Annotated in this window: 16 protein-coding genes and 10 tRNA genes; 1 reads left to right on the top strand and 25 read right to left on the bottom strand. The window is 40.1% G+C overall.

Annotation, left to right across the window (positions count from 1 at the left end):
• Nucleotides 1-2: 2 nt before the first annotated feature.
• The 11 genes from SAZ04_RS18665 to SAZ04_RS18615 all read right to left on the bottom strand — a co-directional run bounded on the left by SAZ04_RS18665 (nucleotide 3) and on the right by SAZ04_RS18615 (nucleotide 1,523).
• Nucleotides 3-76: transfer RNA gene (locus tag SAZ04_RS18665), tRNA-Gly, on the bottom strand.
• A 10-nt stretch (nucleotides 77-86) separates the two neighbouring features.
• Nucleotides 87-163, bottom strand: a tRNA-Pro gene (locus SAZ04_RS18660).
• A 31-nt stretch (nucleotides 164-194) separates the two neighbouring features.
• Nucleotides 195-271 (bottom strand) — tRNA-Arg (locus SAZ04_RS18655).
• A gap of 22 nt (nucleotides 272-293) precedes the next feature.
• Nucleotides 294-380: transfer RNA gene (locus SAZ04_RS18650), tRNA-Leu, on the bottom strand.
• Nucleotides 381-408: 28 nt separating this feature from the next.
• Nucleotides 409-490: transfer RNA gene (locus SAZ04_RS18645), tRNA-Leu, on the bottom strand.
• Nucleotides 491-499: 9 nt separating this feature from the next.
• A tRNA-Asp gene (locus SAZ04_RS18640) sits at nucleotides 500-576 on the bottom strand.
• A 5-nt stretch (nucleotides 577-581) separates the two neighbouring features.
• Nucleotides 582-657, bottom strand: a tRNA-Val gene (locus SAZ04_RS18635).
• A 39-nt stretch (nucleotides 658-696) separates the two neighbouring features.
• A tRNA-Glu gene (locus tag SAZ04_RS18630) sits at nucleotides 697-771 on the bottom strand.
• Nucleotides 772-786: 15 nt separating this feature from the next.
• Nucleotides 787-877 (bottom strand) — tRNA-Ser (locus tag SAZ04_RS18625).
• Nucleotide 878: 1 nt separating this feature from the next.
• Nucleotides 879-953, bottom strand: a tRNA-Asn gene (locus tag SAZ04_RS18620).
• A 117-nt stretch (nucleotides 954-1,070) separates the two neighbouring features.
• The gene (locus SAZ04_RS18615) at nucleotides 1,071-1,523 is read right to left on the bottom strand and encodes a SprT family protein (RefSeq protein WP_332698039.1); all 453 of its coding nucleotides are present in this window, start codon (nucleotides 1,521-1,523) and stop codon (nucleotides 1,071-1,073) included.
• Between the two features lie 112 nt (nucleotides 1,524-1,635).
• Here SAZ04_RS18615 and cmpA point away from each other — a divergent pair, with 112 nt between their 5' ends.
• Complete coding sequence (gene cmpA / locus SAZ04_RS18610) at nucleotides 1,636-1,752, top strand: cortex morphogenetic protein CmpA (protein WP_332698037.1); 117 nt, start codon at nucleotides 1,636-1,638, stop codon at nucleotides 1,750-1,752.
• Nucleotides 1,753-1,899: 147 nt separating this feature from the next.
• Here cmpA and SAZ04_RS18605 read toward each other — a convergent pair whose 3' ends face one another.
• From SAZ04_RS18605 to acpS, 14 genes are all read right to left on the bottom strand, one after another.
• The gene (locus tag SAZ04_RS18605; protein ID WP_332698027.1) at nucleotides 1,900-4,083 is read right to left on the bottom strand and encodes a Tex family protein; all 2,184 of its coding nucleotides are present in this window, start codon (nucleotides 4,081-4,083) and stop codon (nucleotides 1,900-1,902) included.
• 289 nt (nucleotides 4,084-4,372) lie between these two features.
• Nucleotides 4,373-4,972: a PP2C family serine/threonine-protein phosphatase gene (locus tag SAZ04_RS18600; protein ID WP_332698025.1), complete on the bottom strand. Its 600-nt coding sequence runs from the start codon at nucleotides 4,970-4,972 to the stop codon at nucleotides 4,373-4,375.
• A complete protein-coding gene (sigB, locus tag SAZ04_RS18595) occupies nucleotides 4,972-5,757 on the bottom strand; it encodes an RNA polymerase sigma factor SigB (RefSeq protein ID WP_332698023.1) in 786 nt (261 codons plus the stop codon). The genes SAZ04_RS18600 and sigB overlap by 1 nt, the downstream gene beginning before the upstream one ends.
• A complete protein-coding gene (gene rsbW, locus SAZ04_RS18590; protein ID WP_332698021.1) occupies nucleotides 5,720-6,205 on the bottom strand; it encodes an anti-sigma B factor RsbW in 486 nt (161 codons plus the stop codon). The genes sigB and rsbW overlap by 38 nt, the downstream gene beginning before the upstream one ends.
• Nucleotides 6,202-6,522 (bottom strand): STAS domain-containing protein, encoded by a 321-nt coding sequence (locus SAZ04_RS18585; protein ID WP_332698018.1) that lies wholly within the window; start codon nucleotides 6,520-6,522, stop codon nucleotides 6,202-6,204. Before SAZ04_RS18585 ends, rsbW begins: the two co-directional genes overlap by 4 nt.
• 54 nt (nucleotides 6,523-6,576) lie before the next feature.
• The gene (locus SAZ04_RS18580) at nucleotides 6,577-7,590 is read right to left on the bottom strand and encodes a PP2C family protein-serine/threonine phosphatase (RefSeq protein ID WP_332698016.1); all 1,014 of its coding nucleotides are present in this window, start codon (nucleotides 7,588-7,590) and stop codon (nucleotides 6,577-6,579) included.
• A gap of 71 nt (nucleotides 7,591-7,661) precedes the next feature.
• Entirely contained in the window at nucleotides 7,662-8,075 is a 414-nt protein-coding gene (locus tag SAZ04_RS18575) for an anti-sigma regulatory factor (protein WP_332698035.1), read from the bottom strand.
• A gap of 3 nt (nucleotides 8,076-8,078) precedes the next feature.
• Entirely contained in the window at nucleotides 8,079-8,435 is a 357-nt protein-coding gene (locus tag SAZ04_RS18570; RefSeq protein ID WP_332698014.1) for an STAS domain-containing protein, read from the bottom strand.
• 16 nt (nucleotides 8,436-8,451) lie between these two features.
• Nucleotides 8,452-9,270 (bottom strand): STAS domain-containing protein, encoded by an 819-nt coding sequence (locus SAZ04_RS18565; protein WP_332698012.1) that lies wholly within the window; start codon nucleotides 9,268-9,270, stop codon nucleotides 8,452-8,454.
• Between the two features lie 175 nt (nucleotides 9,271-9,445).
• The gene (locus tag SAZ04_RS18560) at nucleotides 9,446-9,796 is read right to left on the bottom strand and encodes a type II toxin-antitoxin system PemK/MazF family toxin (protein ID WP_332698010.1); all 351 of its coding nucleotides are present in this window, start codon (nucleotides 9,794-9,796) and stop codon (nucleotides 9,446-9,448) included.
• Nucleotides 9,797-9,799: 3 nt separating this feature from the next.
• Nucleotides 9,800-10,084, bottom strand: coding sequence for a CopG family ribbon-helix-helix protein (locus SAZ04_RS18555; protein ID WP_034631317.1), 285 nt, complete (start codon nucleotides 10,082-10,084; stop codon nucleotides 9,800-9,802).
• Between the two features lie 178 nt (nucleotides 10,085-10,262).
• Complete coding sequence (alr, locus tag SAZ04_RS18550) at nucleotides 10,263-11,399, bottom strand: alanine racemase (protein WP_332698008.1); 1,137 nt, start codon at nucleotides 11,397-11,399, stop codon at nucleotides 10,263-10,265.
• A gap of 195 nt (nucleotides 11,400-11,594) precedes the next feature.
• A complete protein-coding gene (locus tag SAZ04_RS18545; protein WP_332698006.1) occupies nucleotides 11,595-12,605 on the bottom strand; it encodes an outer membrane lipoprotein-sorting protein in 1,011 nt (336 codons plus the stop codon).
• Nucleotides 12,606-12,828: 223 nt separating this feature from the next.
• Nucleotides 12,829-13,191, bottom strand: coding sequence for a holo-ACP synthase (gene acpS / locus SAZ04_RS18540; RefSeq protein WP_332698004.1), 363 nt, complete (start codon nucleotides 13,189-13,191; stop codon nucleotides 12,829-12,831).
• Nucleotides 13,192-13,242 lie beyond the last annotated feature (51 nt).

The raw sequence follows: 13,242 nt of genomic DNA, 5'->3' as shown, positions 1-13,242 counted from the left end.
ATTGGAGCGGGTGATGAGAATCGAACTCACATCATCAGCTTGGAAGGCTGAGGTTTTACCACTAAACTACACCCGCATATTCGTTATGGTCGGGAAGACAGGATTTGAACCTGCGACCCCCTGGTCCCAAACCAGGTGCTCTACCAAGCTGAGCCACTTCCCGTTATCTTGCAAAATAAATACTTTGTATTAAATGGTGCGCCCTGAGAGATTCGAACTCCCGACTTTTTGATTCGAAGTCAAACACTCTATCCAGCTGAGCTAAGGGCGCAAAAGCTAGAATTGTATAAAATTGGTGCGGTTGAGAGGACTCGAACCTCCACGGGGTTATCCCCCACTAGGCCCTCAACCTAGCGCGTCTGCCATTCCGCCACAACCGCGTTACACCACATATGTTTTTCTATAAAGTGCGGGTGAAGGGACTTGAACCCCCACGTCATAAGACACTAGATCCTAAGTCTAGCGCGTCTGCCAATTCCGCCACACCCGCAAAGGTTATTGGCGGTCCGGACGGGACTCGAACCCGCGACCTCCTGCGTGACAGGCAGGCATTCTAACCAACTGAACTACCGGACCAAATATGGTGGAGGATGACGGGATCGAACCGCCGACCCCCTGCTTGTAAGGCAGGTGCTCTCCCAGCTGAGCTAATCCTCCATATTAAACGAAAATCATTTCTTTTAACCTTAAAATAAATGGTGACCCGTACGGGAATCGAACCCGTGATACCGCCGTGAAAGGGCGGTGTCTTAACCGCTTGACCAACGGGCCATCTATAAGAATATGTGGCGGAGAAGGAGGGATTTGAACCCTCGCGCCGCGTAAACGACCTACACCCTTAGCAGGGGCGCCCCTTCAGCCACTTGGGTACTTCTCCGTGGCTCCACAGGTAGGACTCGAACCTACGACCGATCGGTTAACAGCCGATAGCTCTACCACTGAGCTACTGTGGAATATTATTTCAGACTCAAATATGTTACCATAATACCTTTTATGAGTCAACTGTTTTTTCGCTATCTCTCTTAGCGACTTCTATAATATAGCATAGTACAATCTGATTTTGCAATAGTTTATTTTATTTTATTTAATTTCCCTCTACATTTCCCACACACATATTTACTTGTATCTAATCTCCTTTTCCTGTTATACGTTAGTCCGCAACTTCCACATTTATACTGGTGTGAAATAAGAGATTTGTTTAAAGTACCTGGGACCATTCCACAAAAACGAGGAGCATCCACTTTAGCCAGTAATGTTCTAAAGTCTCGGTCTCGATGTTGATACCCTTTTCCTTGTAAATGAAGGTGATAATGACAAAGCTCATGTTTAATAATACCAATAAGGGCTCGCTCTCCATAGTGCAAAAGTTGCTTAGGGTTTATTTCGATGTTATGACTTTGCAATAAATAACGCCCACCCGTCGTTCGGAGCCGTCTGTTAAAATAAGCTTTATGTCTAAATGGCCATTTAAAATCATTCATAGAAATCCCTTCAACTAACCGTTGTAACTGATTATCAGTCATTAACTCTTGTTTTTTATTCATAATTCTTCACCAATCCTTCAACTATGACAAACCTTCCTTCATATAATAATCCAAATAGAGTAAGTTGTTAAGGAGTTGGTTGCTTATGCCCATGCCCACATGGCTAAGACAACAATTAAAAAGAGCTTATTTCCAAAAAGATCGGTACCAAATCAAAATCCTTAATCAATGTTGGTTTTATTACAAAGGAAAAGAAACAGATTTTTAGATGGTGTTAAAAAAAGGAATGCTTTTTCCTTTTTTAACACCATCTAAGCAATAAGCAGGGCCACTGCATCCATTAAATAGTACACAAAACATTAAGGCGACTGCCGAATGGAATCAACTCCATTCACAGTCACCTTGTTTTTTGTTATTACGATGTATGTTGCTCCTCTGGTTTCTTCATCGTCAACGCAATCCTACCTTTTTGTGAGTCAACTTGTTCCACCCAAACTGTGACAATATCCCCTACAGCGACAACTTCTAGCGGATGTTTAACAAACCGGTTTGTTAACTTTGAGATATGCACAAGCCCGTCTTGTTTCACTCCTATATCCACAAAAGCACCAAAATCAATAACATTTCGAACGGTCCCCTGCAACTCCATTCCAACTTGAAGATCCTCCATTTTTAAAACATCTTGTTTCAACAACGGCTTCGCTACCTCATCACGAGGATCACGCGAAGGACGGATAAGACTATCAATAATATCTTTTAATGTCGGCACCCCGATCTCAAGTTCTTGAGCCATACTCTCTACATTAATTGCTTGTAGTTGTTCTTTCACTTTTGGAGTCCCTATCTCATCTACCGTTGCACCAATGTGCTTCATGAGCTTTTCTGTATCTTTATAACTTTCTGGATGGATTGCCGTTGCATCGAGCGGATGGTCTCCATCTTGAATCCGAAGAAATCCAATAGCTTGCTCATATGTTTTCGCTCCAAGACGCGGAATCTTCTTTAACTGCTTTCGATTCGTCAAGCGCCCTTCTTCATCACGACGTTTGACAATATTGGTTGCAACAGCTTTCGACAACCCTGCAACATATTGCAATAACGAAACTGACGCCGTATTAACATTTACCCCCACTTGGTTTACAACCGTCTCTACCACAAACGTTAGCGATTCATTCAAGCGCTTTTGCGTGACATCATGCTGATATTGTCCTACACCCACCGATTTAGGGTCGATTTTGACAAGCTCAGCTAACGGATCCTGCAAACGACGAGCTATCGAAACAGCACTTCTCTCTTCTACCTTTAAATCCGGAAACTCTTCTCTCCCTAATTCAGACGCAGAGTATACACTTGCTCCAGCTTCATTCACAATTAAATAATAAACAGGTTTTCTTAGCTCTTTCATTACATCCGCTATAAATTGCTCCGTTTCTCGAGAAGCGGTCCCGTTACCAATGGCAACTATTTCCACATCATACTTCTCGATTAATCCTTTGACAATTTCGGTCGCCTTCTTCGTTTCATTCCGAGGAGGAGTTGGATAGACGACCCCAATATCAAGAACTTTTCCCGTTGCATCAACAACAGCCAATTTACAGCCTGTCCGATAAGCAGGGTCTACACTTAACACCTTTTTATCTTTCATCGGAGGTTGCAAAAGCAAATGACGAAGGTTTTCTGCAAAGATATGAATCGCTTGCTCTTCCGCTTTCTCTGTTAATTCATTACGGATATCCCGCTCAATGGAAGGTTCAATTAAACGCTTATAACCATCTTCTATAGCCTCTTCAACAATTTGAGCTGTAGGAGAACTAGGATAACGAACCACCTTGCGTTTAATCTCCTTGATGATTCGATCAACAGGAAAAACAAGTGATACTCGTAGAATCCCTTCCTTTTCTCCGCGATTCATGGCCAAGATACGATGAGGAACAATCGATTTAATCGCTTCTTCATACTCATAATACATTTCAAAAATTTGCTTCTCGTCTGCCTCTTTACTTTTTAAAGCTGTTTTCATCTTGCCATCTTTAAACCCAGTTAAGCGAATTGCTTTTCGAAGCTCTGGATCATCTGATACCCATTCAGCAATAATATCTTTTGCACCTTGAATGACATCTTCATCCTCGTTAAGATCATGTTCCTCCGATATGTATTTAGCTGCCTCCTCGCTAACCGAACCATTTTTCGGAAAAGAGTGTAGCCAAATCGCAAATGGCTCTAGCCCTTTTTCTTTAGCAACCGTTGCCCTTGTTCTTCTTTTTTGCTTATAAGGGCGATAGAGATCTTCTAATTCTTGGAGTTTTTTAGCACGTCCTATTTTATCGTTTAACTCATCCGTAAGCTTCCCTTGTTCATCAATCAAGCGAATTACTTCTTCTTGTCGGTTAGCCAATTGATTGGCATACTCCCACTTCTCGACAATCGTTCGTATTTGAACCTCATCAAGCCCACCAGTCATCTCTTTACGATAACGAGCGATAAACGGAACCGTATTTCCATCCTCAACAAGCTTTATCAGTTGCTCGATGTAGGTTCGTTTCACATTTAGATCTTTAGCTATTATCTGAATGGTCTCATTCCGCTTTACTTCGTTCATTACAACACCTCATCAATATAGATTATGTTTTATGATAGCATACGATCTGTATATAGATCATACATGTACAAACAAAAAAGAGCGACCCAAAATGACCCAACCGCTTATACTTGATGCAAGCACAATTTTACTGGTTAGATTCATTTCGAGCCACTTGGGCCATCTATTCAACTAGTTAATCCAGTTCTATTGGAACTAATGATACGTGTACTCATTTAAGGGATTGCAATGACTTCGCTCATTGCGTTGAGTTTGTTCAAAAAGGAAAAACCACCCTTTTTGAACAAACTCACAAAAGTTTCCCTACTAGCATTGTAACATCATCAGAAACAAGTTCATTGTTTGAGAATAAATAGGAGGAAGCTTCCCTTGGTGATGTCATCTGCACTAACGTATCTTTAGCAGGTCGCTTCTTGACACCATCTGAGTAAAGCAAAAAAGAGCTACCTTTCATATAAGGAAAAGAACTGCTTTTGAAATTTGTTTTTTTTCCTGATAAATAGCCTCTCGACGGAATCGGTTGGATCGTTTTTCCGTCTGGTAAATACATCACAAATCCGATATTCCCATAATTGCAATAACTAATTTCCTGCTTTTTATAATCAATTTTCAAGACAGTTAAAACAGCCCCTCTTTTGTTATGCAAAGCATCATTGCACGCTTCTACCATTTGCCCGACAGTCAATCCGTGATAACGTTGGATTTCACCAATCGCAGCAAGAGCAGCATCTAGAGCTTGCTCTCCACTTCCTAATCCATCAGCAACCGCACAAACTGTATAATCATCTGCATGAATGACAGAATGAGCATCACCACAGCACGAGTTCCCTTGCTTAGCTTGCTCAAACGCTGCCACTTCTATCTTTTCACTATTATAAAAAGTCACCATTAAAAAATCTCCGAAGGTTCAATTTTAATCGACTCTCTTAGCTTCTCAAGCGCTCTGCGCTGTAGCCTTGATACGTGCATTTGAGACATACCAAGTTTTTCACCTGTCTCTTTTTGACTATAGTTCTTATAGTAGGTGTAAACTAATATTTGTCTCTCACGTTCTTCCAATACTTTAAATGCCTTTTCAATTAGGAATTTCTGGTCTGCCTCTTCATAACCCGAATCAACATTTCCGACTAAATCAAGCAATGTCACTTCTCCACCTTCTTGATCAGCTTCAAGTGACCGATCAACAGATAAAGCTTGATAACTCTTGCTCATTTCCATTGTCTCTAATACTTCTTCTTCGGTAACCCCTAAGTAGTCTGCAAGTTCATGTACTAGAGGGGATCTTTGCACCTCCACCGTCAATGCTTCAACGGCATTTTTAATTTTGGGACCTAACTCTTTAATGCGTCTAGGTACGTGGACACTCCAAGTTTTATCACGTATAAACCGTTTTATCTCTCCTATTATTGTTGGAACAGCAAACGATTCAAAGCTTCTTCCAAATTCCTGATCGTACCTCTTTAGAGCAGCAAGCAATCCAACCATACCAACTTGAAATAAATCTTCATCATAATCTCGACCTTTAGAAAATTTTCGTGATAACGAGCGTACTAGAGCCTCATAGTGTTTGACAACCTTTTCTTGTGAATCATCATCAGCATACTTCTGATAGCACTGAATCCATTCATATACTTGCTCATTGTTCTGGTTGGGTCTCGGGGAATCCGTCGACATCTTGTTCCACCTCATCTCCATGAAGGAACTTCGTCATCACAAGTACAATACCTGACTCATTGCTTAACTCAACTTTATCCATCAAAGAACTAATAAGGAATAGACCGAGGCCACCTTCTTTCAAATCAGCAATAGGACGAGTCGAATCGACAGGCCCTAAATGATCTCTTACTTCAGAAACATCAAAGCTCTGACCCTTGTCTGCTACAACGATCTCTAAGCGATTAGCAAATAGAAAACAAGAAATATTTATTGTCCCACCATCTTCATAAGCGTGGGTCACAACGTTCGTACATGCTTCTGCAACTGCAATCTTCATATCTTCAATGTCATCATACGAAAACCCAGCTCGATTCGCAATTCCAGAAACAGTCAAACGGACAACTCCCACATATTCAGGCTTGGCAGGAACGCTCATCTGGATGTGGTCTGCCTCATGTTGCTTCATTTTGAACCCTCCTCATCAATTGCAATAACCTCGTCTAATCCGGTAATTGAAAAAAGACGTTTAATACGTGTAGACATGCCAACAAGGGTTAAGTTCCCTTCAGTGATATGTGTCGCTTTTAAAGCTCCAATAAAAACACCAAGCCCCGTGCTATCAATATAGTCTACACCGGACAAGTCAACCCTTACTGTTTGACCCATCTCAGCTAGGGGGATTAGTTCCTCACGTAATTTCGTAGCTGTAAATGCATCTATTTCTCCTGACAAATATAAAACAACCACATCTTCATTTTTTTCTTGTCGTATTGATAAATTCATGAAAATTCCCTCCTTACTATTCTTCAATTGATCTATACCACGCTTGGCCAAACTTTAAACCTTTCTTCTTATAATCATAAGCGTGAAATCATCTTTTAAAATAAATTCTTGTAATTTGGCAAGTTCATAATAAACACTCTCCACCAACTCTTGAGCAGATAAGTGCATGTATTTCCTAATTAAATTAGTAATTTCGGCGCGTTCAACAAAGCGATCACCAATTCGACTTTCTGTCACACCATCGGACAAAAGAACGATAAAATCCCCTTGATCAACACGTTGAGAATACTCTCTAAATTTCACTCTCTTAGAAACCCCAAGTACTAACCCTTTTGCATAAAGCTCTTCAAACTGATCACTACTAGCTTTGTAAAAAAAACCTGGTTCATGACCAGCACCAGAAAAATGAAAATCATGAGTGCGGGGATCATAAGAGCCATACATCATCGTTATGAACATATTGTCATCTACATTTTGTTCCACAACTCGGTTTAAATTTTCCAAAAGTGCCGCTGGTTGCAACCTTTGTTCAGGGAGACTATCCATCGCATATTTGATCATCGACATGCATAGCGCAGCCGGAACTCCCTTACCGATAATATCTGCTATCGCAACACCTACGCATTCATTTTCGTCTTGGATAAAGTGATAATAGTCGCCACTCATCTTATTGGCCGGCACACTAATCACACCTATGTCTAGTTGATCAACAGTAGGAACGGCTTTGGGCAAAAGAGTTTGTTGCATATTCGCAGCAACATTAATTTGAGACTCTAACTCAATCTGCCTGTCCCGTAAACTTTGATGCTCACGATAGGCTAACCCATAACCCATCATAACTTCTAGCAACAAATCTAGTGAATCAACAATCTCCACTGACACAGAAGGATACAATTCTTCTAACACAGCACGATGTATACTAACGAGTTCCTCTGGTGATATTTGATGTTCAAGCAATACTTTACTAAATTGTTGAGCTTCGTATAACCCTTGCTCACTCTTCCGATTAAGAAAAGTCTGCAAAATACTCTTATATGTTTCTTCTAAATTTTGAACAGTCTGTTCCATAAAAGCACCCCTTTGTTTTAACAGGTACTACAACTCCCACCATTTATGTAAATCCTACCACTTTACCCAGCCTACCTTAGCCACTTTGTTGTTGTAATGGTTGTACCTTCACCCGTTTCAGAATCAATTAAAAACTCGTCCATTAATCGTTTTACTCCAGGTAAACCAGCTCCCATACCTCCTGACGTCGTAAAACCATCTGTCATCACTTGTCTTATGTCAGGAATCCCCGGACCATGATCACGAGCAATGATTTGTATTCCTTTTTGCATCCCCATTTTAGTTGGTCTTTCTACAGCCCCCAAACAAATCTCACCACGTTTGGCATAAAGGTAGATGTTTCGTGAAAGCTCTGAAATAGCTGTTGTAATCCGTGCTTGATCAACACTTCCGAAACCAATTTCTTTTGATAACGAACGGCCAGCCTGCCTAGCAGCGACAATTCCCCACTCATTTTTCACTTCAACACAAGATTGGGTTTTCATCATCTACTCCTCCAGTTCTTGTTGCAACTTCCCAAGGCCTTGTTCTAAATCTAACGCCGTCGGAACGTTATCAAGCTTGATTCCCATGTCAATGAGCGTTATTGCCACAGCTGGCTGTATGCCAGTCAACACAACCTTTGCACCCATTAAATTCGACATATCTACGACATCACCAAGCACCTTTGCAATAAATGAGTCGATCATATCAACAGAAGTTAAATCGATCACAACACCCAAAGACCCTTCCACATGAATTTTGCTAAGAAGGTCCTCCTGAAACTGCAAAGCTGTTTGATCATCCAGTTCTACTTGTACACTTATTAATAAATATTGATGTAATTTTAAAATAGGAACTCTCATACTTCTTTCCTCCAACTTACAAATCGACCATTTTTTTGTTCGTTAATTCTAGAGCTTTTTCAATGCCTTTTCTAAGCGTGCTCTTTGTCGGAAATTTAGTTAAATCAATTCCTAAATTGACGATTGTTTGCGCAATTTCCGGGCGAATTCCGACAAGAATGCATGTTGCGCCTACTAAACGTACAGCTTCTGAAGCTTGAATAATATGATGAGCAACCATCGTATCAACAACAGGAACACCTGTAATATCGATCAGCACTACCTCTGACCGATGTTCAATCACTCCGTCTAACAAATTTTCCATAATTAATTTAGCTCTAGCTGTATCAATGGTCCCTATTAAAGGCATGACCGTAATACTTTCAAAGACAGGAATTAACGGAGCGGATAATTCCATAAGAGAAAGTTTTTGCATCTCAATAATGTCTTCCCAATTGCCTGTGTAGTCATAAACAAGCTGATTTATGATTCCATCAATCCAAGCCTCAAGCTCACTGAAAGTCAATAGTAAAGCTTGTACATCTGACTCCTGTTCAGAAAGAATTGCTAAAACAACGCGACGAAATGCTTGAAGTCCCTGTGTATAATAAGAAAGCGGCCATCCGCTTTGTATGTATTTTTCCGCAAATGAACTAAGTTGTTCTTTCGCTTGATCTTGATCTGTACTGACCAATCTCATAATAAACTGCATGAAATTTTGATTCGTACTTTCATAGACTGAATCAGAGACCGAATCTAAATAATTGTCAGTTCGAACTGACTCTAGCTCTTTCTGCCATAGGTCAATCAATGTTTCCTTTGAATGATTAAGTAACGAAATAATATAAGGTTGCATAATTTTTCCTCCTGTATCTTTTCTTATCCTTATTATTCCATGAGTGAAAAACAGTTGCAAAGATAATTATAAATTTTTTTACACTTTTGTATATATTTCGTTTGTTTGATTATAGATGAAATTAGACGCATGATGTAGATCAACAAAAAAACCCCACATTTCTGCGAGGTTTTTACTAAAAATCAATAAGGCCTAAACTAATGAAAAGAGCATCATTCACACGAGTCATCATGTCATCATCTAAATGTGTGATCTTATCCGTTAGTCTCTGCTTGTCAATAGTTCGTACTTGCTCTAATAAAATGACAGAATCCCGATCAAAACCATAACGTTTTGCATTGATTTCAACATGGGTCGGTAATTTAGCCTTCTGTATTTGCGCTGTAATCGCTGCAACAATTACTGTCGGACTGAAACGATTGCCAATATCATTTTGTATGACGAGTACAGGACGAACTCCCCCTTGCTCTGAACCAACAACGGGCGAAAGGTCCGCAAAGTATACGTCGCCTCGTTTTACAATCAAAGGCTACACCCCACTCACTAAGCGATCGAGGGTATTCTCTGCTTCCTCCTCGGCAAGAAAAGATTCTGATGCAATGTTTAGGTTAATTTTCGCCATTTCCATATAGCCTTGTTGCATGGTCTCACGAATTTGACGTTTCTTACGTTCACGAAGATACATCTTTGTTGCCTGTGAAATAAATTCACTGCGATTGACGTTTTCTTTTTTGATCACACCGTCCACCTCGTTCAACAAATGTTGTGGCAAATTGATTACAATGCGCTTTGTGTTTTGTTCCGACACAAACATCCACCCCCAGCATCCACCATAAACCTTTTATATTAAATCTAAAAATCCCATTTAATTCAGATGCTCCCTATCTTATATGCAAGATTAATAATAGCATTAGCTGCATTAAATTGCAAAGACCGATTAGTCTCATTTTTTTCTCTTTTTTCAACATAATCGTAAGCAAAGAACGTCCTACTCACTTTCTCACATAAATTCTAGGAACCCTTTGGCCAATGACACATGGGATTTCATAATTGATTGTCCCGAGCCTAGCAGCAACCTCATCCATTGTTATTTTATCACGTCCATCCTCTCCAATCAACGTAACGATCGTCCCTGTTTCAACTGGTTTAGAAAGACGAACCATACATTGATCCATGCAAATTCGTCCAACAAATGAAGCTCTATCTCCATTTATCAGTACTTCTCCTCCACTCGTACTATGATACCTAAGCCATCCATCAGCATACCCAATTGGGATCGTCCCTATCCATTCACTCTCTTTTGTTCTATACGTAGCCCCATAGCTAATCGATTCACCTAGTGGTAATTCTTTCACCTGTACAAGGCGACTTTTCAAGGAAAAAGCAGGCTTAAGTGTGACAGGGAGTTCTTTTGTAATAGCTGGAGATGGAGTAAGTCCATACATCGAAATGCCCAGCCTAAAAACATTAAACATTTTATCTGGAAAGCGCATGGCTGCTGCGCTATTCCCACTATGAATGAGAGGCGCCTTTATCCCCCATCCCTTTAGCCATTCTAACATCGATAAAAACCGTTCATGTTGTTCATTAACAAATGATACATCAGGCTCATCCGCTGTTGCAAAATGCGTATAAATCCCATGTAAGTTAAATGATTTATGCTCAATAACAAACTGAAAAAGCAATGCAGCTTCTTCTTTCGAACGAAGCCCGACTCTTCCCATTCCTGTATCAAATTTCACATGAATCTGCACACTTTGACCCTCAGAAAGGTAATCCTTTGCTTCTTGTAACCATCCTACTTGAAAGACTGTTATCATTACATCCCATTGAACGGCAATCGCAACATCTTCTGGCCTAATACGGCCTAGCACAAGAATCGGGGCTGTGATGTTAGCTTCTCTTAGCTGAATGGCTTCATCTAACAAAGCAACCGCTAAATACTTGGCACCTGAGCCGAGCGCCGTCTTAGCTACCTCAACAGCTCCATGACCATAGCCATTTCCTTTTACAACAGCCATTACATGTACATTTTTTTCTCGGTAAAGCTGACTGATCGAAGATACATTATGACTTACTGCATTTAAGTCTACTTCTGCCCATGTATCCCGATAAAACGTTTGACTCATTCTAGATCCTCCAATACCGACACAACATCTTTTCTATTTTGAAACATCCCCTTAATTATGTTTCTTATTTTACCACAGAGAAACAAAAGGAGGATACCTCAATGAGATATCCTCTTTGCAAAAAACAGAGATACTGCATAGTTTAAACCTATCCTTAGCAAGGTCAAACTTGGGCTCTTTTAAAAAACTTATTCATTATTTTTCTTCAGTTCCATACACAGAGCTTGCAATAGACATCATTTCTTCTTCACTTAAATTCTCAGAAGCTAAGAAGAAGTCAACACCATTATAAGACCACTGTAGTGATTCACTTGTCATGACACCAATTGTAAATCCAAGATCAACTGGTTCTCCGTGACTGACATTCATCGGTGTAGAAGCAGGAACAACTTGACTTTGTTCTTGAATAAGCGTAAATGGTTGTTCACCCGTATATTGCAGGACAACACGTTCACCATTCTCTGACTGTATATTTTGAGACGTTTCAAATTCAGTCCCATCAGGTCTATACATAGGATAATAAACCGTCATCGTTTCTTGTGGCTCAGCCATAGCTGGTTCTTCTGTCATCTGAGCTCCTGTCATATTACGTTCCATATCAAAGTCACCTTCATTAAAGCTAGCATTCCACTCGAAATTTGTGAAATCAAGTTGAACAAGTACCTCAAGATCCGCATTCATAATCTTCACCTGAGCAGGAGACAAGTCCTTTTTATTTAACTTAATTTCTTGTGTATTCAAGTTTTTATTTTGATAGTTTGTATTCGTTTGGAACACATAATAATCTTCATCTGCTTGGAATGAACGCTCTGGATCCATCAATATATCTTGGATAAGGGACTCATATAGGTAAACTTGACTGCTATTTGTTGGCCAATCACTCTGGAAACGGAAACTTTTGTTTAAAGCGGGTGTCAACACGAAAACCCCATCGTCATTACGAAGGATGATTTGGCTTTGATCTTTATTTTCATTTTGCAGTGCTACACGATAGTAGCTCTTCTTTTGATACCAGACATCCACCTCATATTGCTGCTGCTCCTTTCCAGTTTCTAAAGTCATCGTAGACTTTGCTTTGTACCCAGTCATTTCTGTTAGCTTGTTGTCCAAATCTGCCATAATATCTTCTTGTGTTTTTTCGCCGCAACCTACGAGTATCATAGATAGTAGTAACCCAAGTGTAGCGAACCAGATTGCTTTTTTCATGCTTTCACCCCTTTGTCTCATTTGAAAGAAGAGCGAATGCATTCAAGAGAAGGCTTTTTCATGTTGTGCGCCCCATTTTTCATGAAAGCAAATACGACTAGAAATACTTGCTTCATATAAAACTAGGAACTTCTTGTCGGAAATTAGACCTGATTCTACCTGAATGACTTACCTCTTCTATTCGCACTACAACTATATGAGACAACCTCGAGCAATATGCAGACTAGCTTGACGTGCTTTCAATAATAACTTGAGCAACAGCGTATGTTTTGCTATGGGATATTGAAAGATGAATTGTTTCTCTAAGTCCCTCTACAACTAGGATCGGCCTCCCATTCGGCTCTTTTCTAACCTCAATATCATGCCAGCTATAACTTGCAGAAATTCCCGTTCCCATCGCTTTTACAAAAGCTTCTTTTGCCGCAAACCTCCCTGCGAGAAACTCCACTTTTCTTTTAACGGAGAACTGGTGAAACTCTTTTGCTTCTGATGTTGTTAATATTCTCTTTACAAAACGCGGTTGATGCTTCATTACTTTTTCTATTCGTTCTAACTCAACAATGTCGATCCCGATCCCGATTATCATTTCACTCACCTCATCATACTCATTTCCTTCGTCCTTTTTACATATCGTTTT

This window comes from Halalkalibacter lacteus, assembly GCF_036663595.1.
In the GTDB taxonomy this organism is placed as follows: Bacteria; Bacillota; Bacilli; order Bacillales; family Bacillaceae_D; genus Halalkalibacter; species Halalkalibacter lacteus.
The sequence above is the reverse complement of the archived record's forward strand: the minus strand, read 5'-3'. Positions and strand labels throughout refer to the sequence as shown.